The sequence below is a fragment of the Elizabethkingia occulta genome (assembly GCF_002023715.1).
Classification (GTDB): domain Bacteria; phylum Bacteroidota; class Bacteroidia; order Flavobacteriales; family Weeksellaceae; genus Elizabethkingia; species Elizabethkingia occulta.
The window spans coordinates 101,177-124,328 of sequence record NZ_MAHX01000006.1 but is presented as its reverse complement, the minus strand read 5'-3'; the positions used below and the strand labels follow the sequence as shown (position 1 = coordinate 124,328).

Sequence of the window (23,152 nt, the reverse complement as noted above, 5' to 3'; positions counted from 1 at the left end):
GTAGTTGTTGTTTTTCGTTTAACAGCTGGATGACATTTCTTTAGGCTTTCCCAGTAAAAAATGTATTAAAGTTGGGTTCGTGATATATTCTTGATGTTTGTGGATAACTTCATAAGTCGGGCTGTGAAAAGTTCCTTTTTGCAGAGGGTGTTTTTTTCGAATTTTGTAAAACACATACAGAACAGAATACTGATTGTTGCAATAATAATCCAAAGTAAAGGTGTATTCTGATCCGATTACCAAAACAGAATTTATTCATTTTTAAAATATATTTATATGGGAATTTTTGACAAGAAAGTAAGCTATAAACCATTTGATTATCCTGAAGTACTTCAGTTTATTGAAGCCATCAATAAATCGTACTGGGTGCATTCCGAAGTCGATTTTACGGCTGATATTCAAGACTTCCATTCTCAGTTAGAACCACATGAGAAAAATGCAGTAAAAAATGCACTTTTAGCAATTGCTCAGATAGAGGTTTCGGTTAAAACTTTTTGGGGAAATCTCTACAACCATCTGCCGAAGCCTGAACTAAATGGCCTTGGAGCAACTTTTGCAGAATGTGAATTTAGACATTCCGAAGCTTATTCCAGATTATTGGAGGTGCTAGGGTATAATGATAATTTTTTGGACCTGGTAAAAGTACCGGTAATTAAAAAACGTATTGATTTTTTGTCTGGGGTTCTGAAACATGCTAATTCTACAACGCCTAAGGAATATGTGTCTTCACTCCTTCTATTTAGTATTCTGATTGAGAATGTATCACTATTCTCACAGTTTGCTATTATTTTATCTTTCACAAGGTTTAGAGGACATTTGAAAAATGTTTCCAATATTATTGCATGGACATCTGTGGATGAACAGGTACATGCAAACGCAGGAATATTCCTGATTAATAAAATAAGGGAAGAGCAGCCAGATCTGTTAACCGATTCTGATATCGAAGATATTTATAAATTGGTAGACGATTCGGTAATGCTGGAGGGTGAAATTCTTGACTGGATTTTTGAACAGGGCGAATTGACTGTGTTTTCAAAGAATGATTTGCTGAACTTTATGAAGTACAGAGTAGATGACAGTCTGAAAAAGATTAATATGGCAACCCGATATAATATTACTTCTGAACAATACAAACCAATGATCTGGTTTGAAGAAGAAGTATTCGCCAATGCTATGGACGATTTCTTTGCAAAAAGACCAGTGGACTATACCAAACACGATAAGAGTATTACCGCTGTCGATTTATTCTGATTTAATTAAATGAATGATATAATAAAGAGATCCGGATTTTTACGTTCGGATCTCTTTGTTATTTAATACTTTGAGAGAATTTTAATTTTATATCAAAATCCATATTCTGTCAGTTTATAATTCTCATGAGCTCTTTCGTTTCGTCCAGTCCCTGTTTTAGAAGTGCCATTTTTTCATTTTCATCATTCATCGTTACAATTTGAAGATTTACTTCTAAAGAATTATATGTTAAATTTAGTAACCATTTGGAAAACGTTGGATACTCATACCAATATAACTCCTCTTCGTGTTCATCATACGTCAGGTAATAAACTTTAGGGTCTTGAGAATTATCAATATCAAATAAATAAAATTCATAGCCCAGCCAGCCACTAAAAACAAATTTGTTTTCTAATTGGGCGGGATCATACCGGATGTATTCTAGGAAAACAGAAAAGGAGTCATTAAGGGTTTCTAATCCTTCTATGGAATAATTCTGGGAATCATAAATCGTAATTTCACCAGGAGCCAAGTATCTTAAGAACTGAATATATGCATGAGGAAATTCAAATTTATATTGCTTTTTGAATTTAATAACTGCGAGTTCTGTATAGCCGGTAAATTTTGTTTTTTCATCCTTTAAATACAATTCAGAAATCTTTAAAACATGGTTGATAGCTATGTCAATATCAGATTTAGCTCCTTTAATCGGAGAACTATAATATTGATTTTTTTGAAGGATTTTCCTGAATTTTATTCTTTGGGGTTCTTTTTTTTCACCTTCTCTTTTCAAGGGTGTATTTTCTCTATGATCTCTGATATATTTAGATCTGATTATGTAGAATATAAAAATAACGAAAATAACAGTTGATGTAATATTTATCAATGATTTAAATAATGTTAGATGATTAGGTATAGTTAGTGACAGCGCAAAAGAAGGTATTAATCTACCTGATATTCTAATTTTATGGTAATGCTTGCTTCTTTTTCTTTGGAAGATGTATTGAATGCACCTCCCCATGAATAGTCTTCTCCGGAATTAGGTGCTGTAATTTGTATAACTCCCATGCTGGCTTTTTTCAGACTGCCAAGACTGGAACCTGCATTTTCTGCAATCTTTTTAGCCCGCTCTCTGGCATCTTTGGTTGCATCGGCAATCATTTGTTGTTTTACATCTGCAAGTTTGGTATAAAAATACATCGGCTGGGAAGAGGTAAGTTCTATCCCTTTATTAATGATTTCGGTAACTGTTCTGGATAGGTTTTCTATTTTACCAACCTCTTTAGATTCTATAGAAACAGACTGGGTAAGGTTGTAGCCTGCAAATTCTCCTTGTCGGTAACTGCCATTAGCATCTATAACCTGTGCATATTGTTTCTGAATATCTACAGCAGAGAATACAATCTCTTCAGACTTTACACCTTTAGACTTCAGATAATCCAGAATCATTTGGCGATCTGCTGCCAGATTATTATATGCTTCCTGTAGCTGGTAGCCACTTTTGGAAAAAGAAGCACTCCATGTAATAAGATCGGAAGTAAATTTCTTTGCTCCTAATCCGGTTACAGATATAGTGTTTTGAGATTTATTTCTGTTCTTAATTGCATTTCCCAGAAATGCTGCGGCAATAATAAGACCTAATGCTGCAATGCCTACGGTGATGTAATTTTTCATTGGTTTGGTGTTATATCTGTCTAATTTACAGATTTTTGTTGTATTCCGTTTAAAAAAGTTTCAGCATTCTCACTCAAGAAATTGCGGATAATATTGTAATTGTTTTCTTTAAGCTCTTTTTCCAGATTGTTCTTTTTCAGTACAAAAACAATAAAGCCAGTTACCTTATCTTTAGGAATACCAAGACTTTCAAAAAATTGTGTACCTATAGCGCTGTAGATAGTTCCAACATTATTTATCATCCGCAGTGCAGGATCATTCTTTATTTTTTTAGGTTTGTTTCTTTTACCAAAAAGATCAATGACTATGCTGGCACCGCTAAGAGGAATTTGATTGTTAAAAGTGGATGGGATACGCAGGGTAGGTCTGATTTCGTTAGGGTCAGGAGCCATATTGAGGGCCATTGTCAGTTTTTTTTTGAGATCTTCCAACTCTTTGTCTCTGTACAGTTTTCCTAAATCAGTTTCCAGATGTCCTGTTGGTTTGTACCCAATTTTTACTTCTTCTATAGTCTGAATACGTGGTAGTAAGCTGATCATAAATTTTCCTTTGAAGTCATCAGCTTTTAGTATTTTGCTTTGTCTTTCAAATCTGTTTGCAAGTACCCTTATTTCATCTCCCTGCTTAGCATTGATACTAAAAACACCATAGTCATCAGCAAGAAGATTCTGATTATTTTTCATGTTAATAACAAAGGCATTGGGAATAGCATTTCCGTTTTCATCCACAACTTTACCTATCAGAAGACTTTGTGCATGGATGCTCCATGGAATAACAATAAGCATAAAAAATAGAATTGACTTCATATTATGGATTGGATTTTGGTTTTCTGAATTCTTCTGTAAAAGGCAAAGCTGCCAGCTCCAATTGTTCTTTGGATGGCTTTCCGCTGATAATTTTTTTGCCTATAAGATATTGTATAAACTCTGTACGCTTTTCCAAAGGAATTCCGCTTTGTTCCCAGAAGTCATCTCCTGGCAGCATTACCAGCTTGGTCAGGTATTCCTGCTGGTCTTCATATTTATATAAGGCTTTTATTCTGCGGGCATCTCCGGAAACGAGTTTGTAAAGGTTATTGAGATTTACAGCAATACCTATCGGAATTACAGGAATCTTTACAGAATTTTTTAGGGTAGGAACTTTTTCTCTTGGTTTTTCCGGTGGCCCGGGAATGCCAATTTTCTTTTTCATGTGCTCTATCTGTGATTTAGAAAGAATATTTACTCCTGCAATTTCCCGTACAGAGGGATTCATTTTTATTTTTTGTTCCTGTTTCAGAGCAGATTCGGATACAATTATTTCTCTACGGTTGTACTGATTTGTCAGTATTCTTATTTCATCTCCTATAGAAGCTTCAATCCTGAACCGGCCTTCTGTATCTGTATAAACTGCTTTTTTGTTCTGCATATTGAAAATCTGAACACCTGGCAATGGAGAGTCTTCTTCATTCAGTATTTTTCCTGAAACAAAGGTTTGTGCTGTAATACAGCTATAACTGATAAAAAAGAGTATAAAAAGTAGTTTTTGTTTCACTGGCCTTTCTGATCAATAAGTTTTCTGAAATCTGGTGCATACCGCGAAAGCGCAAATTCTACAGCTGTAATATTTCGTGCCTTAATAGGAGTAAGGAGGTTTTCTTTTCCCATAACGAACTGGACAAATTCCTTTTGTCTGTCTTTAGGTATTTTATTTTCTTCAAAATAATCGTTACCCAAACTCTCTGTTACCCAGGTTAGGTTTTCTTCAGCATCTTCATAACGATAGAGAGACCGCATACGGCGAGCATCTCCGGATAAATTTTTGTAGAGATTATTCAGGTTAAGGTTACTTAGAGCATATCTTAAAGATCCCACCTGTTTTGCTGTAGGAGGTGGTACTTCTCTTGGTTTTTTAGGTGGAGGAGGAAGGCCTATATTATTTTGCATTATTGCAACCCGTTCTTTCATGGATATTTTGTCAAGCTGTACTCCTGCAATTTCTTTTACAAACGGCGCTAACTGTATGGTTTGTTTATTTTTGAAATTTTCCTCGGTCAGTATGATATTTGTACGTACAAAATGTGTGGAAACCAGCCGCACCTCATCTCCGGGACGGGCGTCTACGCTAAAATCCCCCTCAGAATTAGAGACAACAGAAATTCCGGTTCTCATATTATATACCTGTATTCCGCCTTGATTCTGTCCTTCATCATTTATAGTTTTACCGGAAAAGGTCATCTGGCTTTTTCCCCAGACGAATAAGAAAACGGATAGAAACAGTAATAACTTTTTCATATATTTTTCAGTAGTCCTATTTTGTTTCATTTGTTTTTTTTAATTGCCTTTATAAAATCATCCTTTTTTTCCTCCATCTGTACCTTTATATTTGTCAGATCCTGGTCGGTATATATTCCGTACTTTAATAATTTTGAGATATCAAACCCTACCAATGAGTAAGAAATAAATCTGTCGACTCTGGACTGCGGAATTTGCATGGAAGTAAAATAATCTTCTCCTAAGCTTTCTCTTATCCAATTCATCAGGTGATATTTGTCTCTTTTGTCCCGTATATCACCAACCGGAAAACCTCCTTTTACTATTCCTGTATAGTCGAATGATTCAGGTATTTTTGCTACAGGTTTTGTTATCATCTTATTTTCGCCCAAAGCTATGGATTCTTTTATATGTTCATCCATCCTTTCTTTTTTCTTATTCCGTGGTAGCCTGTTTATATCTTTCAAAAAATCTCCTGTAGGTTTAAATCCTAATTCTACTTTCTCTATTTCCCGCACTACAGAAGTAAGTTTTATTGTTAAGTTTTTGCCAAAATCCTCATGCGAAATTACCCTGAAAGCTCTTTCAAAATGGGCAGAAATAAACCTCAACTGATCTCCGGAGTTGGCAATAATACTAAAGTTGCCCTGTTCTCCCGATATTATTTCATCTCCTGTGGTTATATTATAAACCCTGATTCCAGAAAGACTCTTTCCTGTTTCATCATAAATATACCCACTAATGCGTTGCTGAGCATGTATAATATTAAAAAAAGGCAAAAAAATAAAGATAAAGAATAAAGTCAGCTTCACCCGCAATAAGTTTTATCCAAAACTATTCTAAAAAAGGAATTCTGAAAGTATTTTAACCCGAATTAACAGAGTTTGACAGAAATTAAGAAAGCTGCAACCATAGCAGAAAAATAAGATAGGTAACCTGAGCACAAGATTTAGGATAGCAGAATAGTATCATACAGGCAAACTCTATATTATGGAGTATTTTTCTTATCTTTGCAATCCTTATCACGGGGCTGACTGGTTTCGACAGCAGGACCAATGGGTAAGTAAGCATGCAGAGAACCGTAGCGCGATCTCTTTAATCCCTTGCTACAGAATTTTAACTGGCAACGAAGAGTTCGCTCTTGCAGCTTAATAATCGAAGTTTAGTAGATTCAAGCGTTTCCCGAAGATAGTAAGGAAGCAAGATGTCTCGCCATCGTCTCGTTCTGCGACGTTGGATTCCGGGATATAGTAATGCGGAAATAAGGTACAGGAAGCTTCGGCCTGTACACGAAAATCTCAGAAGATAAGGTGAAAGTTGTGCGTTTTCTCACTGCTTTTTCCCGACAATTAATAGAAAACTAAGCATGTAGAAGGCTTATGTATTGCCTGTTTGGACGAGGGTTCGAATCCCTCCAGCTCCACTTTTTAATAAAAGAGAATGTTGTAAAATTCTAAAAATGAATCACTTGCAAATTCTCTTTTTTCTTTTTGTACCCAAAGTTGTACCCAAATTTTTAAAACACAATTTTCTTAATCTCTTTTAAGTTAATTAACGCTATATAAACTTTAGATGTAGATAACAGAGGTATACAGTACAAATATAGTTAATAACTCCTAAAATAATGATTATTACTTGTACTATAATCATACATCACATTTCTTGCAGTACTTTCCCAATCAATACAAATATAAGAAGGTATATTTTGCGGTATATCTCCCGTTTCTTCCAAAAGAGACTGAACAAAAGTTTCATCATCCGAATATTCACCAATATAACAGTCGTTAATTCGGTCAATAACTTCGTTTAAATCGCTTATTCCGAAACAATCGATAAAAGATTCTATAACTTCCATATCATAGCCAGAATCGCTTATTTGACCTATTATATCATAAATGTCATTAGAGATATAAGATTCACTGATTAACCCGAGAGAATTGATAAAAGAAGGACATTCGTAATCCTGAAACATAAATTCTGGATCGGTTTCGTCCTGATGTAGTTCTTTCATTGCTTCAAGTAGCTCATCGTAATCCGAATAATCGGATAAATTAAGCCATTTACCAAATAAACTTCCTTCGTTGTACTTTTTGTAAGTTCCTACATAGATACAGGTAGTATCAGGACAATTTAATAACTTTGTCATGTCAATGATTTTTAATTGCGTTAAAGATTTATTGATTTTGCCTTGTTGTGTTACCGCACTTCAAGGCTTTTTTATATTTATATCTGTAGAAAAGTAGAACTGAAAAACGTTCTAACGTACTGTAATAAAGTCAATAACCATGCCAGTTGACAGGGGTTTAGTTTAAAAATCAATGGTTTTAAAAATATTTTGACAGTCTTCGAGTATATAACAAAAACAACTGTACAAAAAACAGTTTTCAAGTTGGCGGGGTATAGGAAAAAACTAGATGCTCAGACAGGGCAAGTTCTTATAGTGGGTCATGTGTCTGCACGCTAAATTTAGCCCAGAACTGTCATAGATAAATATATATAACCTCGTTGGCTTTTTTTACAGTCAGTTGATGCTAGTAAGGGTATGGGTGGTTACTGTAGGTTGTATATCAATACTCTTCAAATATTATATAATAGCAGTTTTGAATTTCTGGAAATGAGTTGGTGGGGGATATGAGAAAAGGTTATACATATACACGTCCTATTTGGCGCAGATTTGTAACAAATACTATATAACAGTTGAAGTAAGTTGGTTAGAGCTTGTATAAAAAGTAGTTATCATAATGTATCTGTATGATGTAATTTGTACTAAATTGTTACAAATACTATATAATAGTAGTTTTAAAATTTTGAAAGTGAGTTGGGTGGGGATAAACTAAAGGAGAGCATGTATTATTGTCGTTCCGCACGGAGAGATAATTGTGTAAGATAAGATTATTGGTCGTATATTAGTTAAATAAGTGGTAAGATATAAACCAGTATAAACAAAACATAAGATAGAAATGCACACAGCAGGATTCTAATAAAGAATACCCTGAATGCTATCAGGGTATTAGTATCAATAAAAAAGGATAATATTTTATTCTTTCTTTAAAGGTTTAAAATTCCAGATTATTAAAGCTAATGAGCTAATAATAAATATCCCCGATGTTATGATGAATGTCACTGTTGGTTTATAGTCTTCTAATATTTTAGAAAAGAGAATAGTTGCCATACATAACGAAATAAAACAAAGTATTAATATATACCGATCTTTATACGCCTTACATTTATAAAAAATGATCAATACAGCAATAATAAGTATCATAATTATGAACCAAAAAGTTTCTTTACTTGTATGAGATACTGAAAGTTCACTTATATATAAATATATTGAAATCAACATTACCATTATATTAGGCATTGCTTTTTCATTTACTCCAGTAGTTAGTAAAAATGAAATAATAGAAATAAATTTTAATATTTTCATAATAATTTATTAATTACAAGTTCTTTGTGTATTTGGCCCTTTCCCTTTTTCTTTAATTTCTCCATTCCCAAATCTTCTTATAATATTATTCGGAGTACTAGGATGAACAGGTGGATTTTTTTCTCCTGCAATAGTCATTACAAGCATAGCAAATGTTGAGCAATTTGTATCACTTATATTATAATCTCTTTGGTCAAATACTAAAGCAGCATCAACTATTTGCCTTAGTTGATCCGATGAAATTTGGCCATAGTTCTTTCTCGATGTATAAGTAGATTCACTATTATCTCCCATAATTCCATCTGAAATTATAGATTTAGAGATCTTACCATCTGGGTTATTTGGATAAAAGCCAAATGTTAAAACATTGCTGCCTTGAGTAATCGAAATGAAAGCATGTCCTGGCCAATCATTATCCATACTTTCAGCAAACACCTGTAAGTTAGCTGGTTGATTTAGATTTAGACAGCTCAAATACCTCTTCAAATTAAATATGAAGTATTTAGGCTTAATAAACTCAATTACATCCGAAGTATTTGGTGAAGACTCTCCACCACTACCATTACCACTTGACCCACTACAATCACCATAGTCACCACATCTGCCATCTGGATCAGTAGGGAATGGAGGCGGACTAGGACTAGGATTAGGTTCTTTTGTTAAAGGTTTAGGCTTAGTTATTATAACCTCTTCTATATCTTTACATTTTGGATCATAGTTTACACTATATGGATCACTACAACCTTCAGGATCAGCAAGTGCAATAGGATTTAAACTTGCATTAAGTGCCAATTTTGAAGTCTTCTTTAAACGTCTGTCTAAAGCAGCTTGAAATAATATAACATTTCCCTTATATAAATCATCACCATTTCCAAAAGTACGGTAATTAACACGTGTCCCTTTCTCGGAAAGTATTCCAACTACCAGACTAACTACTTTATTTCCTTGAACCTTTGGGAAAGCAACCCATTTAATATCATCTTTTTCTGTAACGGTTTGTGAACGAATATTTGATTCAACATAAGATTCACCATTCTGAAATAGTGAAGCATTTTTATCATTACTGGCTAAAGTTCCTATTACAGGTTTATTGTTTATTCCTGAAAGATTTGTTTTGTGTAAATTATCATATCTTTTCATTAGGGAAGCAAATCCATCTGCATAATTAATTGTTTTCCCAGATTTAGGAATAAACGTGGCAAAACGATTATCTTCTATCTGTTTTTGTTGAATTGCCCCGTCTTCGGAACGACAAGAAGAAAGTAAGGATAAAGTGAAGATCCCCCATAATGGGACAAAGAGTAATTTTTTTCTCATTTTTATGATTTTATGTTTTTAATTGGTTAAATATATAATAAAAATTCACATTTATATTACGGTTTGCCATAAAATGATATAAAATCAATATTATTTTCTATTAAAACTTAGTAAACCATTGCTATTAGAGGTTTAATGTTATAGATGCAACAATATTGTTAAAGGTTGGATTGATGGGTATTTAATAAGTGTTATTGCTAATGTAAAAGACTGTATGTAAAATATTGTTAATAAGAGTGTTATGTTAATTTCTGCAACATAATACCAATATATACTACATATTTATTCAATCATTATATAGCTTATTATATCCAGTAATCAATCGTTTGGGGAACTTTTGGGCTGTTGTCTGGAGAGTTTATACAGTACAGTTTTAGTCAGTAATGTTTTCATGGGAGCGATTTTAAGCCTATAACACACCACATTACATAAAAGAACTGTTACAAGGTAAGTGAAATCAGTAAACTTTTAAGTGTTAATACAATCTTACCTTATCCCCCCAGCAACTAAACTGTACTAATCACTAGTTAATGGTTTGCCGAGCTTGTTTCTAATATCAATATACATTCTGGTACCTTCATTTTCGTCTACCTTTGTCTGAGACTCCTCTTTATTTGTGATTATCCAGTCTCCATTATGCTTTGATAGCTTGTATTTATTAAAAGATCCATTTTTAACTCTTAAGATCTCTACATAAGCATCATTATCTTTATAAGAGATATTGTATAGAAACCAGAAGTTATCTTTTTCGGTTTTTAACAATTCATCCTTTGCAAAATAGCTTTTCTCTTTAAAAATATGCTTTTTATTGAAGAAACTACTATAATAAAACGGTTCAGGAAGTACATCTTTGGAAACTGTCTGGAGAATATTATCTAAATCATTGTTTTTTGATGACTGACAACTAATAACCCCAGCGGATACAAGGCAAATAAACAATAAGATATACTTTTTCATAAAGTTATTGCTTTGTAAATATTAATTCAGGTACTCTTAGAGGGAACAGCTTAGCATTACCAAATTTTTTACATTCAATATTAGCGCCAATATTGCACATTAGTTTAAGTTCCCATTGTATATGCGTTGAATCTATATAGGTAAAAAAGATAGATCCATTAGTTGCTGGACATTCTTCTCCATCATATTCAAACAATACTCTTTTTTCAGGTGATAAGACAGCTGCTGAACTAATTATAGAATACGGGCTTGTTATCTTCCTGTCAACTGTACTATAAAGTAATTTACCTCTAGAATCTTTTATTGTATAGGTCATAAGCAAGACATCTCTATCATAGCTTAAATCTGAGAAACGTGTGGCTTTAATTGGGAACTTTTTAAATTTCTTTAAAACTAAAGTTATCTTGTTGTCATTAAAGTTTGCAGTCCATTTACCTTCAAACAATGGCAAAACATTTTCCATATCTTTCATGTATACACCACTAGATTTGTTGTCGAAATATTGTGATAGAGGTATCGTTTGAGCTTTGGTATATAGATTAACTAGAAGGATTGTTAAAAATATAATTCTTTTCATATGTGTGATTTTGGACTACGAAATATTAGCAATAAAGAACTTACAACAAATATTCCTGATGTCGCTATGAACCATAAATTTGGCTTACTTGTCAATATCCCAGAAAGAAATACTGAAAATAAAGATAGGGTGATAAAGCAAAGGATTAGCAAGCTTCTGTTTTGATTTTTATAAAAGATTATGAGAGTTCCTGTTAATGTGATTACAATTACAAGTGCCAATAGCATATCCATTCCTAAATTCCCATTAAATAGTTCTGCAAAGAACTCTACCAGCATATAAGGAAAAGCTAGTATATTAATTGTACCCTTTGGGTTTACTCCTCCTATTAATAGAAAAGAGATAATAGAAGTAATCTTTAACGCTTTCATTTTATTTATAAGATAAAATATAGTATTCATTACTACATAACAAGTTTATCTTCTTTAATATAGTATGTTATTAAATTTTCTTTATTATCTATGCTTTTACTTACTGAAGACACTTTTTTGACTTTAAAATTTTTACTGTTTAGAATTTCGATCTTTTGATTTTTCTCATCATAAATCACCTGATAAGCCCCATTAAAACTTATAAAGGGACTATCCAGTGACACATCGTTAGTAAATCTGGTTACTTGTAAAATTTTACTAGTTATAATATTTTTACTTTTAAATTTGAAATGATCATCAGTCTTTTCATCACTACTTGTTTGAGCGAATAGAGCATGGGAGAATAAAGAAAATCCTAACACTACTGAGAATTTAAATAGTTTTTTCATATTTATGCTTTTGATATGATAAATATAATCAAAATATACCCACTATAATCATACCCTATGAGTGTATACCTTAAATAGTAATAGAGTGGGTACTTTTTCCGTATTACTGTATACCTAGTGTAGTGTTAATATAATATATACTATCACGGAAAGTTTTAAAATATAAGAGAAATGTTACTTCTCAACTGCTATGGAACAAGATAATAATTGCTATGATTATGAATGCGAAGATATATAAGACATGTTTTTCATTTATATCCTCAGATAATACTTTATTTATAGTCTTTTTCTCTACATGCCGATCTATTGTCAAATATAAAAATGGTGTAAATATTACACTTAGACCTATTGCTACAACTAGGTATAAAAAATTATTCCACCAAGGTGTTGCCCATAAGTTAACAAAAAAACTTCCAGCTATTAAGACGATCAAAGATACTATAGCTGCAAATATTAGAATTTTGTATAGAAATGAGAGTTTTTTATTAATTCTTAACCTGTAGTCCTTTATCAACTGGAATGGCAATAGAACAATCATTAGCCAAAATATTGAAAAGTATACCTGTCCATGCAAAAGAAGTCTTAAATATTCACGTAGAGTATAATGAATATTATAATATTCGTAATTACCTGTTATAATATTTACCCAATGGCGACCTATTCCCACTATTGGAAATAATACTAAGGCAGCGATAATATTCCATAGAATTTTTCTCCAGATCATTATTTATAGTATTGTATTTCCCTTACCCATTTAAAAAGATCTTTCCCATCAACATTTTTAATTATTTCTGTCCAGTTATTGTTTTGATCATATTTATATCTAAAGCTTACTTTATAGTTTTTCTTATCTTCTGTATAATTTAAGCTTATTATCTGATTATCACTATACTTGAACTTTTCAACAATGATTGCTTTAGAGATATCTTTGTCACAACAATATTTTTCAATAACTCTTTTCTTTTTATCATAAGTATAGTATGTGAAAGTAGGCTCTCCACTAGCGTATCCTCTAATAGTAGTAATAAGGTTGTCATCTTTATAAACATAATTGGTTTGCCTGGTTATTTTAGGATTCTTATGTTCTTTGTCATCTTGGTATAAATCAAATTGCTGTGATTTTATTAATCTGTTTTTTATATCATATTCATTAATGATATTTTTATAAACATTCCCAATAGTATCATATACACCGTACCCCCAGCTACGTTCATCAATACGCTTCCATAATCTAGGATTTTTGTAAATACTATATAAAAGCTTACCTGCATTATTATAAAAATACTTGTACTCATCAACATTTCCATTCTCATCAAATGTTTTAAATACTTGAACTTTCTCTTTGTCATATTTTCGATAAACATGACCGAAGCTATTGTATTTCATATTCTGAGAAATAATATTTACATCACCGTAATCTGAATAAAAATAATTTTTTGTGGAGACAGAATAATTTGTTGAGTCTATTTCGCTTTGAATCTTATTCTTTTCATTGTATATTTTTCGGTAGGCATTCATAAAGTTATCTTTTTTTCCATACCAGATATCTTTAATAACATTACCTTTTGCATCAAAGAAGCGATGATAATTTAAATAGTAACACATTTGAGAAGTATACCAAGTATCCTTAAATCTTGCTATAGTTGATTCTGGTCCCATAAAACCTGAATGACCATAGTCATCATAGTATAACAGTTGTGGGTTTTCAATTTCTGTCAGAAAGATAACTTTTTCTCGAATTTCTTTAACTTTTCCGTATAAAGTATCTTTAGGTAAGTATTGAGATCTTAGAGTATTTATTCCGAAAATAATGATTAGAGTGTAAAGTAGTTTTTCTTTCATATTAAGTGTGTTAGTGAACACTAAAATATTAATAATTAATCATATAATTTAATTTTAGATTTATGTAGTAAAAATACATTATAACACTCTGTTAATTAATTGCTTATGTGGTTTTCTGCAACATAATACCAATATATACTAATATTTATTCAATACTTATATCAGGCTTATATCTTCATATACTAAGGAAAAGCTAGTGTTTGGGGACTTTTTTTTGATATAACGGTTTAAGAAATAACTGACCATCCAAGTCTAATATTTTGCTTCTGGAGATCTAAACTATAATCTACCCACAAAACTGTCTGTTTAAGCCTATATTGTAGGCAGAAGTATATTGCTTTACCACATTTTAATAGTAGCATCTTTTTTGAAAGGATTAAGCAAGGATTTTGATCTGAGGGAACCAGAGCCATTATCAATACTACCAAAAAATATAACAGTCGATCGAAATTAATCTAAAGGAGTAGAAGCTTAATAATTGAAACAACAAGGACTTAAATAAGTAATTAGTATTACATATTAATTGTACAGCTTAGGTGCATTAATTCCTTTTCTTGTAAAGTATTCCTTATTCATTTCATAATGTCTTTCGGTCATGGAGTTCAAATAATCTTTTATGGGTTCTAAGTCATACCTTTTTCTAATTGCGTCAACATTTATACTATCAATAAGCCCATTTTTAGGTTCTGCTTGCCCAAGTTCATTGTAAGTAACTTGAGATCCAAATAGCTGTTTTTTATCAGAGTTAATTCTAACTCTATCATATAGTAATGCATAATTGTCAGCTTGAGCATTTTTTTTCTCCACCTCAATCTTCATGGATTTAAGTATTTTTTTTTGAAATTCAGGATATTTATCACAATGTTGTACTAATAACCAAAAGTTATAAGATCCTTCTTTTCCTACTTTGTCAAAGCCAAGGAATTCAAATTTTTTATAATATTCATTAATGACAACTTTGTTGCTACTATAAACGCTATCTTGCATTTTTCTCCATGTCTCTTTGGGAAGTTTACTGTTTTCTCCGCTTGGGGGAAGTGAAACCAACTGATCACTATCAACCATATTGCTTAGGGTTCTATTAATCAACTCTTTCTCACTTTCTGTTATTTTAGTAGTTTGAGCAAAAGAAATTTTAAAGAATAAAGGAAATGCTAATACTATAATGAATTTAAATAGTTTTTTCATATTTATGCTTTTTGATATGATAAATATATAATAAAATTCAATATCAAAATTTACCCATTATAATCATACCCTATGAGTGTATACCTTAAATAGTAATAGAGTGGGTAATTTTTCCGTAGTACTGTATACCTAGTGTAGTGTTAATCTAATATATACTATCACGGAAACTTTTAAAACCTTTGTAAAATACTATAAATAAGGTGTTTGTGTGATTTTCTGCAACATAATACCAATATATACTAATATTTATATCATTATTAATCTTTACATTTCTATACTATAAACACAATCTTCGGGTACTTTTTAGTGATCTGGTAACTGATACAATATATAAATAGCTCTGTAAGGAGGGATTTAAGTATAATGCAGGTATTAAATACATTATAATGTAGAGAAAGAGGCTCAAAATGGCTGAAAAGACTCTTGTTTACAGAGTTTAGTTATATTCTGGTTTAAAGTTTCTCGCAAAATCGTATTATAAGAGGATTATAATAAATCCAATTTAGAATCAAATAAAATAGCCCTGGGATTACAGGGCTAAATACAACTGTTAACTTAGTTATGTAATAATTTTAATTACTTCTTAGCTTTGAAAACCAATTGAATACGATTACCATTAATACGGAAAAAATTGGTGCAACTATTAAGATATCTTTGATTTCTTCTTTAGTTATAAATATACCCGAAAGAGTATAAGATATGAACAGTATTAGAAATAATACAATGTTTTTCTTCATGATTCTAAAATATTAGTTATTACCAACCCATAGCTTGCCATATACCTTCTCTTGCAGAATTTAATGAAGCTCCCATGCAAGCTCCAAAAAGAGCTCCAGGTAAAGCTCCTACACCTGCGCCCATAGCAGTTCCTCCAATAGCCCCAGCAATGCCTCCATCAATAGCTCCATTGACATCTGCTTTTATGATTGCTTTGTGTTGAGAACTAACAGGTCGCAATTTCATAATAGAGACTCCTCCTTTACCATTGAATAGGTTCTCATTAAGTGCGTATGCAGCTGATTGTGACGTAGTCCAATAGGTAGCAGATGAAATTGATATATCTATTGTCTTTCTTAAAATTAGTTTTTCTTCATTATTTAAATTTGTAGCGCCAGAATATAAAGCTTCTAAATTATTTGTAAATAATTCTAAATCTTCCATATTGTCCAATTCATATATAATTGACTGATAATATGGAACTAGCTTTTGATTGGCACTTCCATAATTCGGTTGCTCAATAGTTCCATTAATAAAGTTTTCTTTATCATATCCCATTTCAGTTAATAATTCATTAGTTGTATCAATGCTTAAATCAAGCTCTTCGGATAAGTTGTAAACAATTTCATTATTAACTTCTCCTAAAACTTCCAGCCGTTCTTCATGAGTTGGATATCTAAATGTTTGAACTCCGCCACCTAAGTTACGCTTTTCTAAATATTTATTACAGACATCTATAGAAATATCTAAAATTTTATTGTGGATTTTCCCCATATCTAATTTACTAATTCTTTGTAAATCGATATTATTAGGTTGAATAGTTTCATCATCTGAAACACAGGAAAATGTTATTAAAGAGATAATTAATAACATGAAAAATAAATAATTTTTTTTCATTGCGATTTAGTAATTTAATTAATTGTTATATTATTCTTAGCCAGCCCCAATAATTATAATATATAACTATTGGGATACTATCTCAAAGACAACTTGCATTTTAATTTTTTTTAATTCCATTTATTTAAATTGTAATTATATTAATCGAATGTATGAATTATTAATAATAAAAACAATTTTTCCTTGATTAAAACATTGATTTATTATCTTTTTATATGGAATAATTAAATACTTAGAGGTGTAATGTCAAATTGATATTAACTTTTTCTAAAAAACTGCATACCTATTGAAGAGTAAGCCGCTATTAATGAGGTGTTTGTGTGATTTTCTGCAACATAATACCAATATATACTAATATTTATTCAATACTTATATCTTCATATACTAAGGTAAAGCTAGTGTTTGGGGATCTTTTTTTGATATAACCGTTTGCCCACATCTAATATTTCAAGAGGATTAAAACTTAAAACCACACACCCACAAAACAGTCTGTTTAAGCTTGTTTTACGCGTAAAAGTATAAACCCTATCATATTTTCACATTGCCCATTCAGAAACGCCTGAAAAGCGCCTTATTTACAGTGTTTATCACTTAATATGCGCACAATCATAAAGCCAACTGTAACTAAAAGGTATAAATTCAGTAATTAACAATCATACTGTAAGTTTAGGAACAAAAATTGCATTAAAAACAGCATACGGATTGTAAAAAGTTATATTTTTGCAGTCAATACATATCGAAAAAAAGAGCGTTAATAATTATTCTGTCAATAGGAATCTGGTAAATTCAATTTGAAGTGCAGAATGGTAAGTTGAACGCTCACGTCCTTATATTAATATATTGGGCGTGGGTTTCGCTTATTTATACTTCAAAGGCTTACCAGAGCCCCTATTGGTAAATAAGAGTTACGAGCCTACGTCCTTTTTCCTTTTTATACATTATCAACAATCACTTTTAGGCTTGGGTGAATTAAAACAATTCATCTTATCATGAAAAAAACATTATTACTATTAGGTGGTGTAACATCAATCCTTTTATCTAGCTGTGGAGTATCTCCAATCGGTCAAATGGGCTATTCCGACAAAGAAGTCATCAAAACAGTAGCTATTTAACAGAACTGTCCCAAAGAAGACATCAAAATTCTAGACAAAATCAACAGACTAGGACATGCAACTTATTCTATAGAAGCATGTGGAAAACATTTTGTTTATAAACGTGTAGGGTCTGTACTAATGGAATCATCAAAGCTTAACGAAACTATTAACGCTAAGTAATATGAAAAGACTTTGTTATATCGCTTCTACAGCACTACTTACAATAACAATATCATGTAAAAAGAAAGCTGAACCAGAAGCTGATAACCAATCTCCAGCCAAAATTCCAGATTCAAGCATGAACAAAGTAAGAAACACTCTCAAGGAAGGAGAGAAATATGCCGACTCAATTATTAATGCAATGCCTAAAAAGTATGTTTTCGTAAGATTGGCAGTTAGTGAGCGACACGTAACAGAAACTGAAAGACTGAATGTTGTATCAAAGATCATGGAGTTACAAATTATTACCGATGAAGAAAAGGCGAAAATGGAAGATTTAATGATTACTAACTATCTTAATTCGTCCAGCGCACAAGTTTATGGTGGTAGGGTCATTTCCAAGGAAACGTTCGTATTTGACACCTATATGGACGCCAGTAATAAAAGAAACACCTACTTAGTGGAAGGGGAATGAGAAAATTAACAATTATATTAATACTTTTCATTAGTTTCTCACTATTCGGGCAACAACAAGTCTTTCAGTCAACTTCTTATGCTTACAAATACCTTACTAATAAAGGGTGGGGTGAGTGGAGTGAAAAGATTCCAACCAGAGCCAATATTTATATTGACAGAAATAAAGGCGAGATAAGAATAGATAGTGCCAAACCCCAGCGGTATAGCCTTACAAGCTTCTTAGATTCTGGATATAATAAGGAGAATAATAAATATTTCCGTTGGCAGGCAATGGATCAGGACGGAAAACTTTGTACAGTCATGCTAATATCCCCGACCAACAAAGAGCATAGCACGCAATTCTATTTCATCTATAATGAATTTAAGATGTATTACAACTTCTTTGAAAATGCTAATTATTTTGATGGCAAATAATGAAACAACTGCTTTTATCAGTCTTTACAATAGTTATTGTGGCATCTTGTGAGCCAAAAGAACCGCCTATTACAATCGATGTATATGCTGACCTTGGATATAAGAACATCGTTGAAACACCTCCTATTAATGGTGAAAAATACTTTATATCATCGTCTAATCATGGGTTCTTCAAAGATACTAGTCAGTTTGATTTAGACAGAGGTGGGTATTTTGTGTTTTACAAGGTCAATAACGGGTTATACATGGCTAATGTATCGGATAAATGGGGACAACAGTCTTATGGTAAAGTAGAAGTGTTATCAAAAAAGGTAGAGGAAATTAACACCTCTACCTTTAAATGGTATTATCACAACAGCTACGATAACAAGTCAGGCTGTGCTACTATTACTCTGGTAAAAACTCATACTCCAGAAGAAACCCAGTTTACTTTACAAATGAGTTACTCAGGACTGAAAGTGAGTTATGGCGGGTTTGTTGATATTTTTTAATATTATTGCTTAACTTCTTGCTTTTTGATAATGACTTGAGTATCTCCAGTCGTGACATCAATAGTATATTTGTTGATATAAACATATTCAAGTGTTCCCCAACTAACTTTAACATATTCTTTCCACTTATTGGTAATTGTCCATACATTTCCATTAACCTCTTTCACCGAATCAGCGTTATTTCCGTACACTACCCCTTCAACAGCAATCTTTTTCTCAAATAAAATTGTATTGGTTTTCAAATTAATTTTTTTGGCTGTCATGGCTGTATTATCAAACAGAAGTTCTTCTTCAAAACTTACAGGATTTAGGGCTAAAATATTGCTGTTAAATATGTGATCTGCTGTTTGGTTATAATAATCATAGGTTAAACCATTGTTATTTTTTTTTGCTAATATAAAGCCGTCAAAATATTTTCTAAAATTGATAACTGTTGAAAGATTTCCTTTATCTAGAGTGTTTCCTTCAAATTTATTTGTAATCTTGCCGTTATTTACAATATAAAAACGACTATATTCTATTGATCCGTTATTCCAATCACTATTATAATTTATATCAAAATTACGACTTGTTGACAAGTGGAAAACAAAAGTGTCTTTATTAATAAAAATAGGATAGAAATAAAACTCATTACTTATATCTATAATACTTCCTTTACCATCTATTCCTCTTATAGGCCAATTCTCATTATCTGAAAATTCAACAATTTTCTTTTTTGATCCTAATTCATAAATTCCAATCCAGGCATTATTATTCTTGGATTTATCAGTACCTATAATTTCAATAGAAGAAATCCCGTTTATCTTATAATTACTTGATTTAATAACATGTATACTTTCAGGAACTCCAAATGAAGCATAAGGGTTATCAGGGCTAATTGATGGGGTATCTGGGGTTTCGGATGCCTCACTTCCTCTTGAACATGCTATTATGCTAAAAATTAGACATGACAACAAGAAATAAAATTTAATTCTCTTCATATTATTTTTTTTTAAGTTCTCTACGTTATTATAACTCACTATTAGTTGGTTATGATTTGTTTTTTGTACAGTCAAAGTATTATAAAAGAATATAGTGAAGATTAATCTACAGCTCCTTCAGGCAATCTGACTAAAATTTATATAAATAGTAAAGATGGTATTTCATTATATATCAACTCCCTATCTTTGTTAGACTAATTGTTTATTGAAAAAAAGAAAAAATTAAACTTTATTTAAAAAAACAAGTTGCAAATATACACAAATTACAATATACTTTAATGGTCTTTAACCTGAGATGATAAATAATAGTATATAAAACAGGCCATTTAAGCACTATTAGGGCATTCTTTTTCTTCGCACCAAACTCTGCCTTCATTTGTGGCATAACTCCGCCAGAATAGCTATAAAAGGTCTTATTTACAATGTCTTTCATTATATAATACCACCCAATGGTAGTACAAAAAGAATCATGTATTGTCCAAATCGGCATTTTTAACAGAAATTCAAATATGTAATTATATAATTAAGATAATCATGAAGAATCAATTTTTAGTAGAGATATACGACTTTTTAATTCTCTATAGTATTTCTGGACAGTCTTTTTGTTCTTACCTGATATTTTAGTAATTTTCTTAATTGTCATTTTACCATATTGTTCCTCATTCCAGGTATTCATAATATCTAATAATTCTTTTGTGGTTCTAGCAACAGTATCCTTATGTATTTGCTTTAGATTGAGCTGTCTTTTTTCTTTTGCAGATAAATCTCTATATGGATCATAAAGAAATCGCCTTTCAGCATTGAATAGTGGAGTTATACCCTTTATTTTATCATATGCCTTGTCAAAAGTAATCTTTACCTCTTGCATCTCTAATGGAGGGTTCATCGCTTTATAGTTAACGGAATGCAGATATTTTAGCAAAAGAGATTCTGGGGCGTCTTTATTTAATGCTAATAGTTGATAAGTAATACTTTTTAGTACAGCTTCTCTTGCTCCAACATTGACGGGTTTGAATGGAACAAATACCTGCGCATAACTTAATTTATTGTGTCTACCTAAATCATAGAATCCGTTTTCATCATATTCGATATTATATGACTTTAGTAATTCATTCAGATTATTAAATCTTAAATTATACCCATTATAATCATACCCTAGTGATATACTCTCTTTAATATTATTAGAATGGGTACTTTTTTCAGTTTGTAATGGAGTCAATGCATCAGTTGTAGGTAGTATCTCTGGTATAGGAATAATATCTGTGTTATCATTATAGTAAGCATTAGGATCGTAGGATAATACTGTTAGTCTATCAATTGAAACTGCTTGGGTATCATGTGGAATATCTAATAATCGAGCTATCTCTGTAGTAGCTATTTTTAGATTGTAGGGAGTTAAGCCTTCTACTTTTACAACTAATGACATACCATTATTGGACAAGCTTCGCCAATATGCACATACATAGGCAGTATTGATTTCAATATCCTCTTCAGTAGCACCATCTACATCCATGTATAGGTAACCAGTCGGAGAATCTAAATTTATACCTCTAATATAATTATTTGAGAAACTAAACCCAACTGAAATAGCTGGTAAACGGTTTTTCTTAATATCACTATATTCATCCGATGTTCTGCTTAAGGATCTAGCTCGTTCTACAAGAGTAATGTGTTCTGGAGGAGGAGTTTTAATAAAGTTGACAACTTCCTCGATATTCTGAAAAGAGCTTGTAATTGTTCTGTTTGTACAACAATTTATTTTGTTTATCATATGGTGTAATGTTTAAAAATTAGACATAGCAACAGCCGTACACGATGGCGAATCGTATAAAAACTTATTGTCATTAAATTATTGATTGTTTTAAGCAGGACTAGGTAGTGTATGCATCCACCATCAACTGTCCTTTTCGGAGATTAGAATCTAATCATGAAGATTAAAATTCAACCTGAATAAATTCTATTTTTTCAAAATCTTCATAATCCCACTCTAAATAAAGGAAATCAGAAAGTTCATCACAGATTCTATCATAGTCTGGATTATACTGAGGGTCAATTTCAACTTCCAATAGTATTCTGCCGTTAGCTTTTTTATTTACAAATATTTAAGCTACAGTATTGCCGTTTTCGTTCACCCAAATACATGTTTCATCATCTTGTATAAATGTTAACGTATCTGGCTCGAACTGTCTTTCTTGAGAATGCATGTAAAGGATGAACTCTTTTGTGAAATCGATATTTTCTTGTTGTTTTTTCATAATAAAAAGATTGAAATTTAGACATAACAATAGCCCCCATAGTAATTTTACTACAGCCAAGTCATTGATTAATAAATTTTTTAATGGGGATTGTAAAAGATACAGGAAGGTTTTTATTATGCGCAATCTAAAAACCAACTGTATAGAAAATGTTAGTTGTCTCGTCTATTTAAAGCCTCTTTAACGTCTTCTTTTGAATAATATACACGTTTACCGATTTTTCTAGCTTTTAGTATTCCGTCTCTATTCCATTGAAATAGTGTTGGATAGCTTACATTAAGAAGCTTAGACGTTTCTTCACGTGTGTAGTATTCTTTTTCTTCCTGAGTATTAACTTTATACTCGCTTAATTCTTTTCGAATTATTTCCTGGATAAACTGACCAAAAGACTTACTGTCTATATGTATCAATTGAATTGTTTCTTTGATCATAATATTTTTGTTT

General features: G+C 31.5%; 22 protein-coding genes and 1 other RNA gene. 6 read left to right on the top strand and 17 right to left on the bottom strand.

Annotated elements, in window-relative coordinates; all coding sequences use genetic code 11:
* The first annotated feature begins 276 nt into the window (after positions 1–276).
* Complete coding sequence (locus BAZ10_RS04575) at positions 277–1,251, top strand: ribonucleotide-diphosphate reductase subunit beta (RefSeq protein WP_078722329.1); 975 nt, start codon at positions 277–279, stop codon at positions 1,249–1,251.
* Between the two features lie 109 nt (positions 1,252–1,360).
* Here the strand turns inward: BAZ10_RS04575 and BAZ10_RS04570 are convergent, their stop codons facing one another.
* The 6 genes from BAZ10_RS04570 to BAZ10_RS04545 all read right to left on the bottom strand — a co-directional run bounded on the left by BAZ10_RS04570 (position 1,361) and on the right by BAZ10_RS04545 (position 5,968).
* Positions 1,361–2,023, bottom strand: coding sequence for an SMI1/KNR4 family protein (locus BAZ10_RS04570; RefSeq protein WP_165690090.1), 663 nt, complete (start codon positions 2,021–2,023; stop codon positions 1,361–1,363).
* 149 nt (positions 2,024–2,172) lie between these two features.
* Positions 2,173–2,904: an SIMPL domain-containing protein gene (locus tag BAZ10_RS04565; protein WP_078771053.1), complete on the bottom strand. Its 732-nt coding sequence runs from the start codon at positions 2,902–2,904 to the stop codon at positions 2,173–2,175.
* Positions 2,905–2,924: 20 nt separating this feature from the next.
* The gene (locus BAZ10_RS04560; RefSeq protein ID WP_078771052.1) at positions 2,925–3,710 is read right to left on the bottom strand and encodes a hypothetical protein; all 786 of its coding nucleotides are present in this window, start codon (positions 3,708–3,710) and stop codon (positions 2,925–2,927) included.
* 1 nt (position 3,711) lies between these two features.
* Positions 3,712–4,437 (bottom strand): carboxypeptidase-like regulatory domain-containing protein, encoded by a 726-nt coding sequence (locus tag BAZ10_RS04555; protein ID WP_078771051.1) that lies wholly within the window; start codon positions 4,435–4,437, stop codon positions 3,712–3,714.
* Positions 4,434–5,177, bottom strand: coding sequence for a hypothetical protein (locus BAZ10_RS04550; protein ID WP_245803747.1), 744 nt, complete (start codon positions 5,175–5,177; stop codon positions 4,434–4,436). The genes BAZ10_RS04555 and BAZ10_RS04550 overlap by 4 nt, the downstream gene beginning before the upstream one ends.
* Positions 5,178–5,203: 26 nt before the next feature.
* Complete coding sequence (locus BAZ10_RS04545; protein WP_078771049.1) at positions 5,204–5,968, bottom strand: hypothetical protein; 765 nt, start codon at positions 5,966–5,968, stop codon at positions 5,204–5,206.
* 214 nt (positions 5,969–6,182) lie between these two features.
* Here BAZ10_RS04545 and ssrA point away from each other — a divergent pair.
* Positions 6,183–6,582: a transfer-messenger RNA gene (ssrA, locus tag BAZ10_RS04540) on the top strand.
* Between the two features lie 180 nt (positions 6,583–6,762).
* Here the strand turns inward: ssrA and BAZ10_RS04535 are convergent.
* The 8 genes from BAZ10_RS04535 to BAZ10_RS04480 all read right to left on the bottom strand — a co-directional run bounded on the left by BAZ10_RS04535 (position 6,763) and on the right by BAZ10_RS04480 (position 16,838).
* Entirely contained in the window at positions 6,763–7,302 is a 540-nt protein-coding gene (locus tag BAZ10_RS04535; protein ID WP_078771048.1) for an antirestriction protein ArdA, read from the bottom strand.
* A gap of 1,290 nt (positions 7,303–8,592) precedes the next feature.
* Complete coding sequence (locus BAZ10_RS19215; protein ID WP_245803746.1) at positions 8,593–9,900, bottom strand: hypothetical protein; 1,308 nt, start codon at positions 9,898–9,900, stop codon at positions 8,593–8,595.
* Positions 9,901–10,416: 516 nt separating this feature from the next.
* Complete coding sequence (locus BAZ10_RS04515; RefSeq protein ID WP_078771045.1) at positions 10,417–10,857, bottom strand: hypothetical protein; 441 nt, start codon at positions 10,855–10,857, stop codon at positions 10,417–10,419.
* A gap of 4 nt (positions 10,858–10,861) precedes the next feature.
* The gene (locus tag BAZ10_RS04510) at positions 10,862–11,434 is read right to left on the bottom strand and encodes a DUF6705 family protein (protein WP_078771044.1); all 573 of its coding nucleotides are present in this window, start codon (positions 11,432–11,434) and stop codon (positions 10,862–10,864) included.
* A 403-nt stretch (positions 11,435–11,837) separates the two neighbouring features.
* Positions 11,838–12,194: a hypothetical protein gene (locus BAZ10_RS04500; RefSeq protein WP_078771042.1), complete on the bottom strand. Its 357-nt coding sequence runs from the start codon at positions 12,192–12,194 to the stop codon at positions 11,838–11,840.
* A 723-nt stretch (positions 12,195–12,917) separates the two neighbouring features.
* Positions 12,918–14,036, bottom strand: coding sequence for a hypothetical protein (locus tag BAZ10_RS04490; protein WP_078771040.1), 1,119 nt, complete (start codon positions 14,034–14,036; stop codon positions 12,918–12,920).
* Between the two features lie 519 nt (positions 14,037–14,555).
* Complete coding sequence (locus tag BAZ10_RS04485) at positions 14,556–15,224, bottom strand: DUF6624 domain-containing protein (protein ID WP_078771039.1); 669 nt, start codon at positions 15,222–15,224, stop codon at positions 14,556–14,558.
* A 756-nt stretch (positions 15,225–15,980) separates the two neighbouring features.
* Complete coding sequence (locus BAZ10_RS04480) at positions 15,981–16,838, bottom strand: hypothetical protein (RefSeq protein ID WP_131828240.1); 858 nt, start codon at positions 16,836–16,838, stop codon at positions 15,981–15,983.
* 989 nt (positions 16,839–17,827) lie between these two features.
* On the opposite strand from BAZ10_RS04480, the gene BAZ10_RS19345 reads away from it, so the two are divergent.
* From BAZ10_RS19345 to BAZ10_RS04460, 4 genes are all read left to right on the top strand, one after another.
* Complete coding sequence (locus BAZ10_RS19345) at positions 17,828–17,950, top strand: hypothetical protein (protein WP_260262902.1); 123 nt, start codon at positions 17,828–17,830, stop codon at positions 17,948–17,950.
* A 163-nt stretch (positions 17,951–18,113) separates the two neighbouring features.
* Positions 18,114–18,566, top strand: a complete 453-nt coding sequence (locus BAZ10_RS04470) for a hypothetical protein (protein WP_078771037.1) — start codon at positions 18,114–18,116, stop codon at positions 18,564–18,566.
* On the top strand, positions 18,563–18,982 hold the full coding sequence (locus BAZ10_RS04465) for a hypothetical protein (RefSeq protein ID WP_078771036.1): 420 nt from the start codon (positions 18,563–18,565) through the stop codon (positions 18,980–18,982). The genes BAZ10_RS04470 and BAZ10_RS04465 overlap by 4 nt, the downstream gene beginning before the upstream one ends.
* Before the next feature lie 38 nt (positions 18,983–19,020).
* Positions 19,021–19,473, top strand: coding sequence for a hypothetical protein (locus BAZ10_RS04460; protein ID WP_131828239.1), 453 nt, complete (start codon positions 19,021–19,023; stop codon positions 19,471–19,473).
* 2 nt (positions 19,474–19,475) lie between these two features.
* Here BAZ10_RS04460 and BAZ10_RS04455 read toward each other — a convergent pair whose 3' ends face one another.
* The 3 genes from BAZ10_RS04455 to BAZ10_RS04440 all read right to left on the bottom strand — a co-directional run bounded on the left by BAZ10_RS04455 (position 19,476) and on the right by BAZ10_RS04440 (position 23,139).
* On the bottom strand, positions 19,476–20,453 hold the full coding sequence (locus tag BAZ10_RS04455; RefSeq protein ID WP_131828238.1) for a hypothetical protein: 978 nt from the start codon (positions 20,451–20,453) through the stop codon (positions 19,476–19,478).
* Between the two features lie 532 nt (positions 20,454–20,985).
* Positions 20,986–22,224 (bottom strand): BT4734/BF3469 family protein, encoded by a 1,239-nt coding sequence (locus BAZ10_RS04445; RefSeq protein ID WP_078771032.1) that lies wholly within the window; start codon positions 22,222–22,224, stop codon positions 20,986–20,988.
* 636 nt (positions 22,225–22,860) lie between these two features.
* A complete protein-coding gene (locus tag BAZ10_RS04440) occupies positions 22,861–23,139 on the bottom strand; it encodes a helix-turn-helix domain-containing protein (RefSeq protein ID WP_078771031.1) in 279 nt (92 codons plus the stop codon).
* Between the last annotated feature and the right edge of the window lie 13 nt (positions 23,140–23,152).

Bases quoted from the DNA above. Each gene is read 5' to 3' on its own strand.
- BAZ10_RS04575 (WP_078722329.1), top strand. From the start codon at position 277: ATGGGAATTTTTGACAAGAAAGTAAGCTATAAACCATTTGATTATCCT.
- BAZ10_RS04565 (WP_078771053.1), bottom strand. From the start codon at position 2,904: ATGAAAAATTACATCACCGTAGGCATTGCAGCATTAGGTCTTATTATT.
- BAZ10_RS04560 (WP_078771052.1), bottom strand. From the start codon at position 3,710: ATGAAGTCAATTCTATTTTTTATGCTTATTGTTATTCCATGGAGCATC.
- BAZ10_RS04550 (WP_245803747.1), bottom strand. From the start codon at position 5,177: ATGAAAAAGTTATTACTGTTTCTATCCGTTTTCTTATTCGTCTGGGGA.
- BAZ10_RS04535 (WP_078771048.1), bottom strand. From the start codon at position 7,302: ATGACAAAGTTATTAAATTGTCCTGATACTACCTGTATCTATGTAGGA.
- BAZ10_RS19215 (WP_245803746.1), bottom strand. From the start codon at position 9,900: ATGAGAAAAAAATTACTCTTTGTCCCATTATGGGGGATCTTCACTTTA.
- BAZ10_RS04515 (WP_078771045.1), bottom strand. From the start codon at position 10,857: ATGAAAAAGTATATCTTATTGTTTATTTGCCTTGTATCCGCTGGGGTT.
- BAZ10_RS04510 (WP_078771044.1), bottom strand. From the start codon at position 11,434: ATGAAAAGAATTATATTTTTAACAATCCTTCTAGTTAATCTATATACC.
- BAZ10_RS04500 (WP_078771042.1), bottom strand. From the start codon at position 12,194: ATGAAAAAACTATTTAAATTCTCAGTAGTGTTAGGATTTTCTTTATTC.
- BAZ10_RS04490 (WP_078771040.1), bottom strand. From the start codon at position 14,036: ATGAAAGAAAAACTACTTTACACTCTAATCATTATTTTCGGAATAAAT.
- BAZ10_RS04485 (WP_078771039.1), bottom strand. From the start codon at position 15,224: ATGAAAAAACTATTTAAATTCATTATAGTATTAGCATTTCCTTTATTC.
- BAZ10_RS04480 (WP_131828240.1), bottom strand. From the start codon at position 16,838: ATGAAAAAAAATTATTTATTTTTCATGTTATTAATTATCTCTTTAATA.
- BAZ10_RS19345 (WP_260262902.1), top strand. From the start codon at position 17,828: ATGAAAAAAACATTATTACTATTAGGTGGTGTAACATCAATCCTTTTA.
- BAZ10_RS04470 (WP_078771037.1), top strand. From the start codon at position 18,114: ATGAAAAGACTTTGTTATATCGCTTCTACAGCACTACTTACAATAACA.
- BAZ10_RS04465 (WP_078771036.1), top strand. From the start codon at position 18,563: ATGAGAAAATTAACAATTATATTAATACTTTTCATTAGTTTCTCACTA.
- BAZ10_RS04455 (WP_131828238.1), bottom strand. From the start codon at position 20,453: ATGAAGAGAATTAAATTTTATTTCTTGTTGTCATGTCTAATTTTTAGC.
- BAZ10_RS04445 (WP_078771032.1), bottom strand. From the start codon at position 22,224: ATGATAAACAAAATAAATTGTTGTACAAACAGAACAATTACAAGCTCT.
- BAZ10_RS04440 (WP_078771031.1), bottom strand. From the start codon at position 23,139: ATGATCAAAGAAACAATTCAATTGATACATATAGACAGTAAGTCTTTT.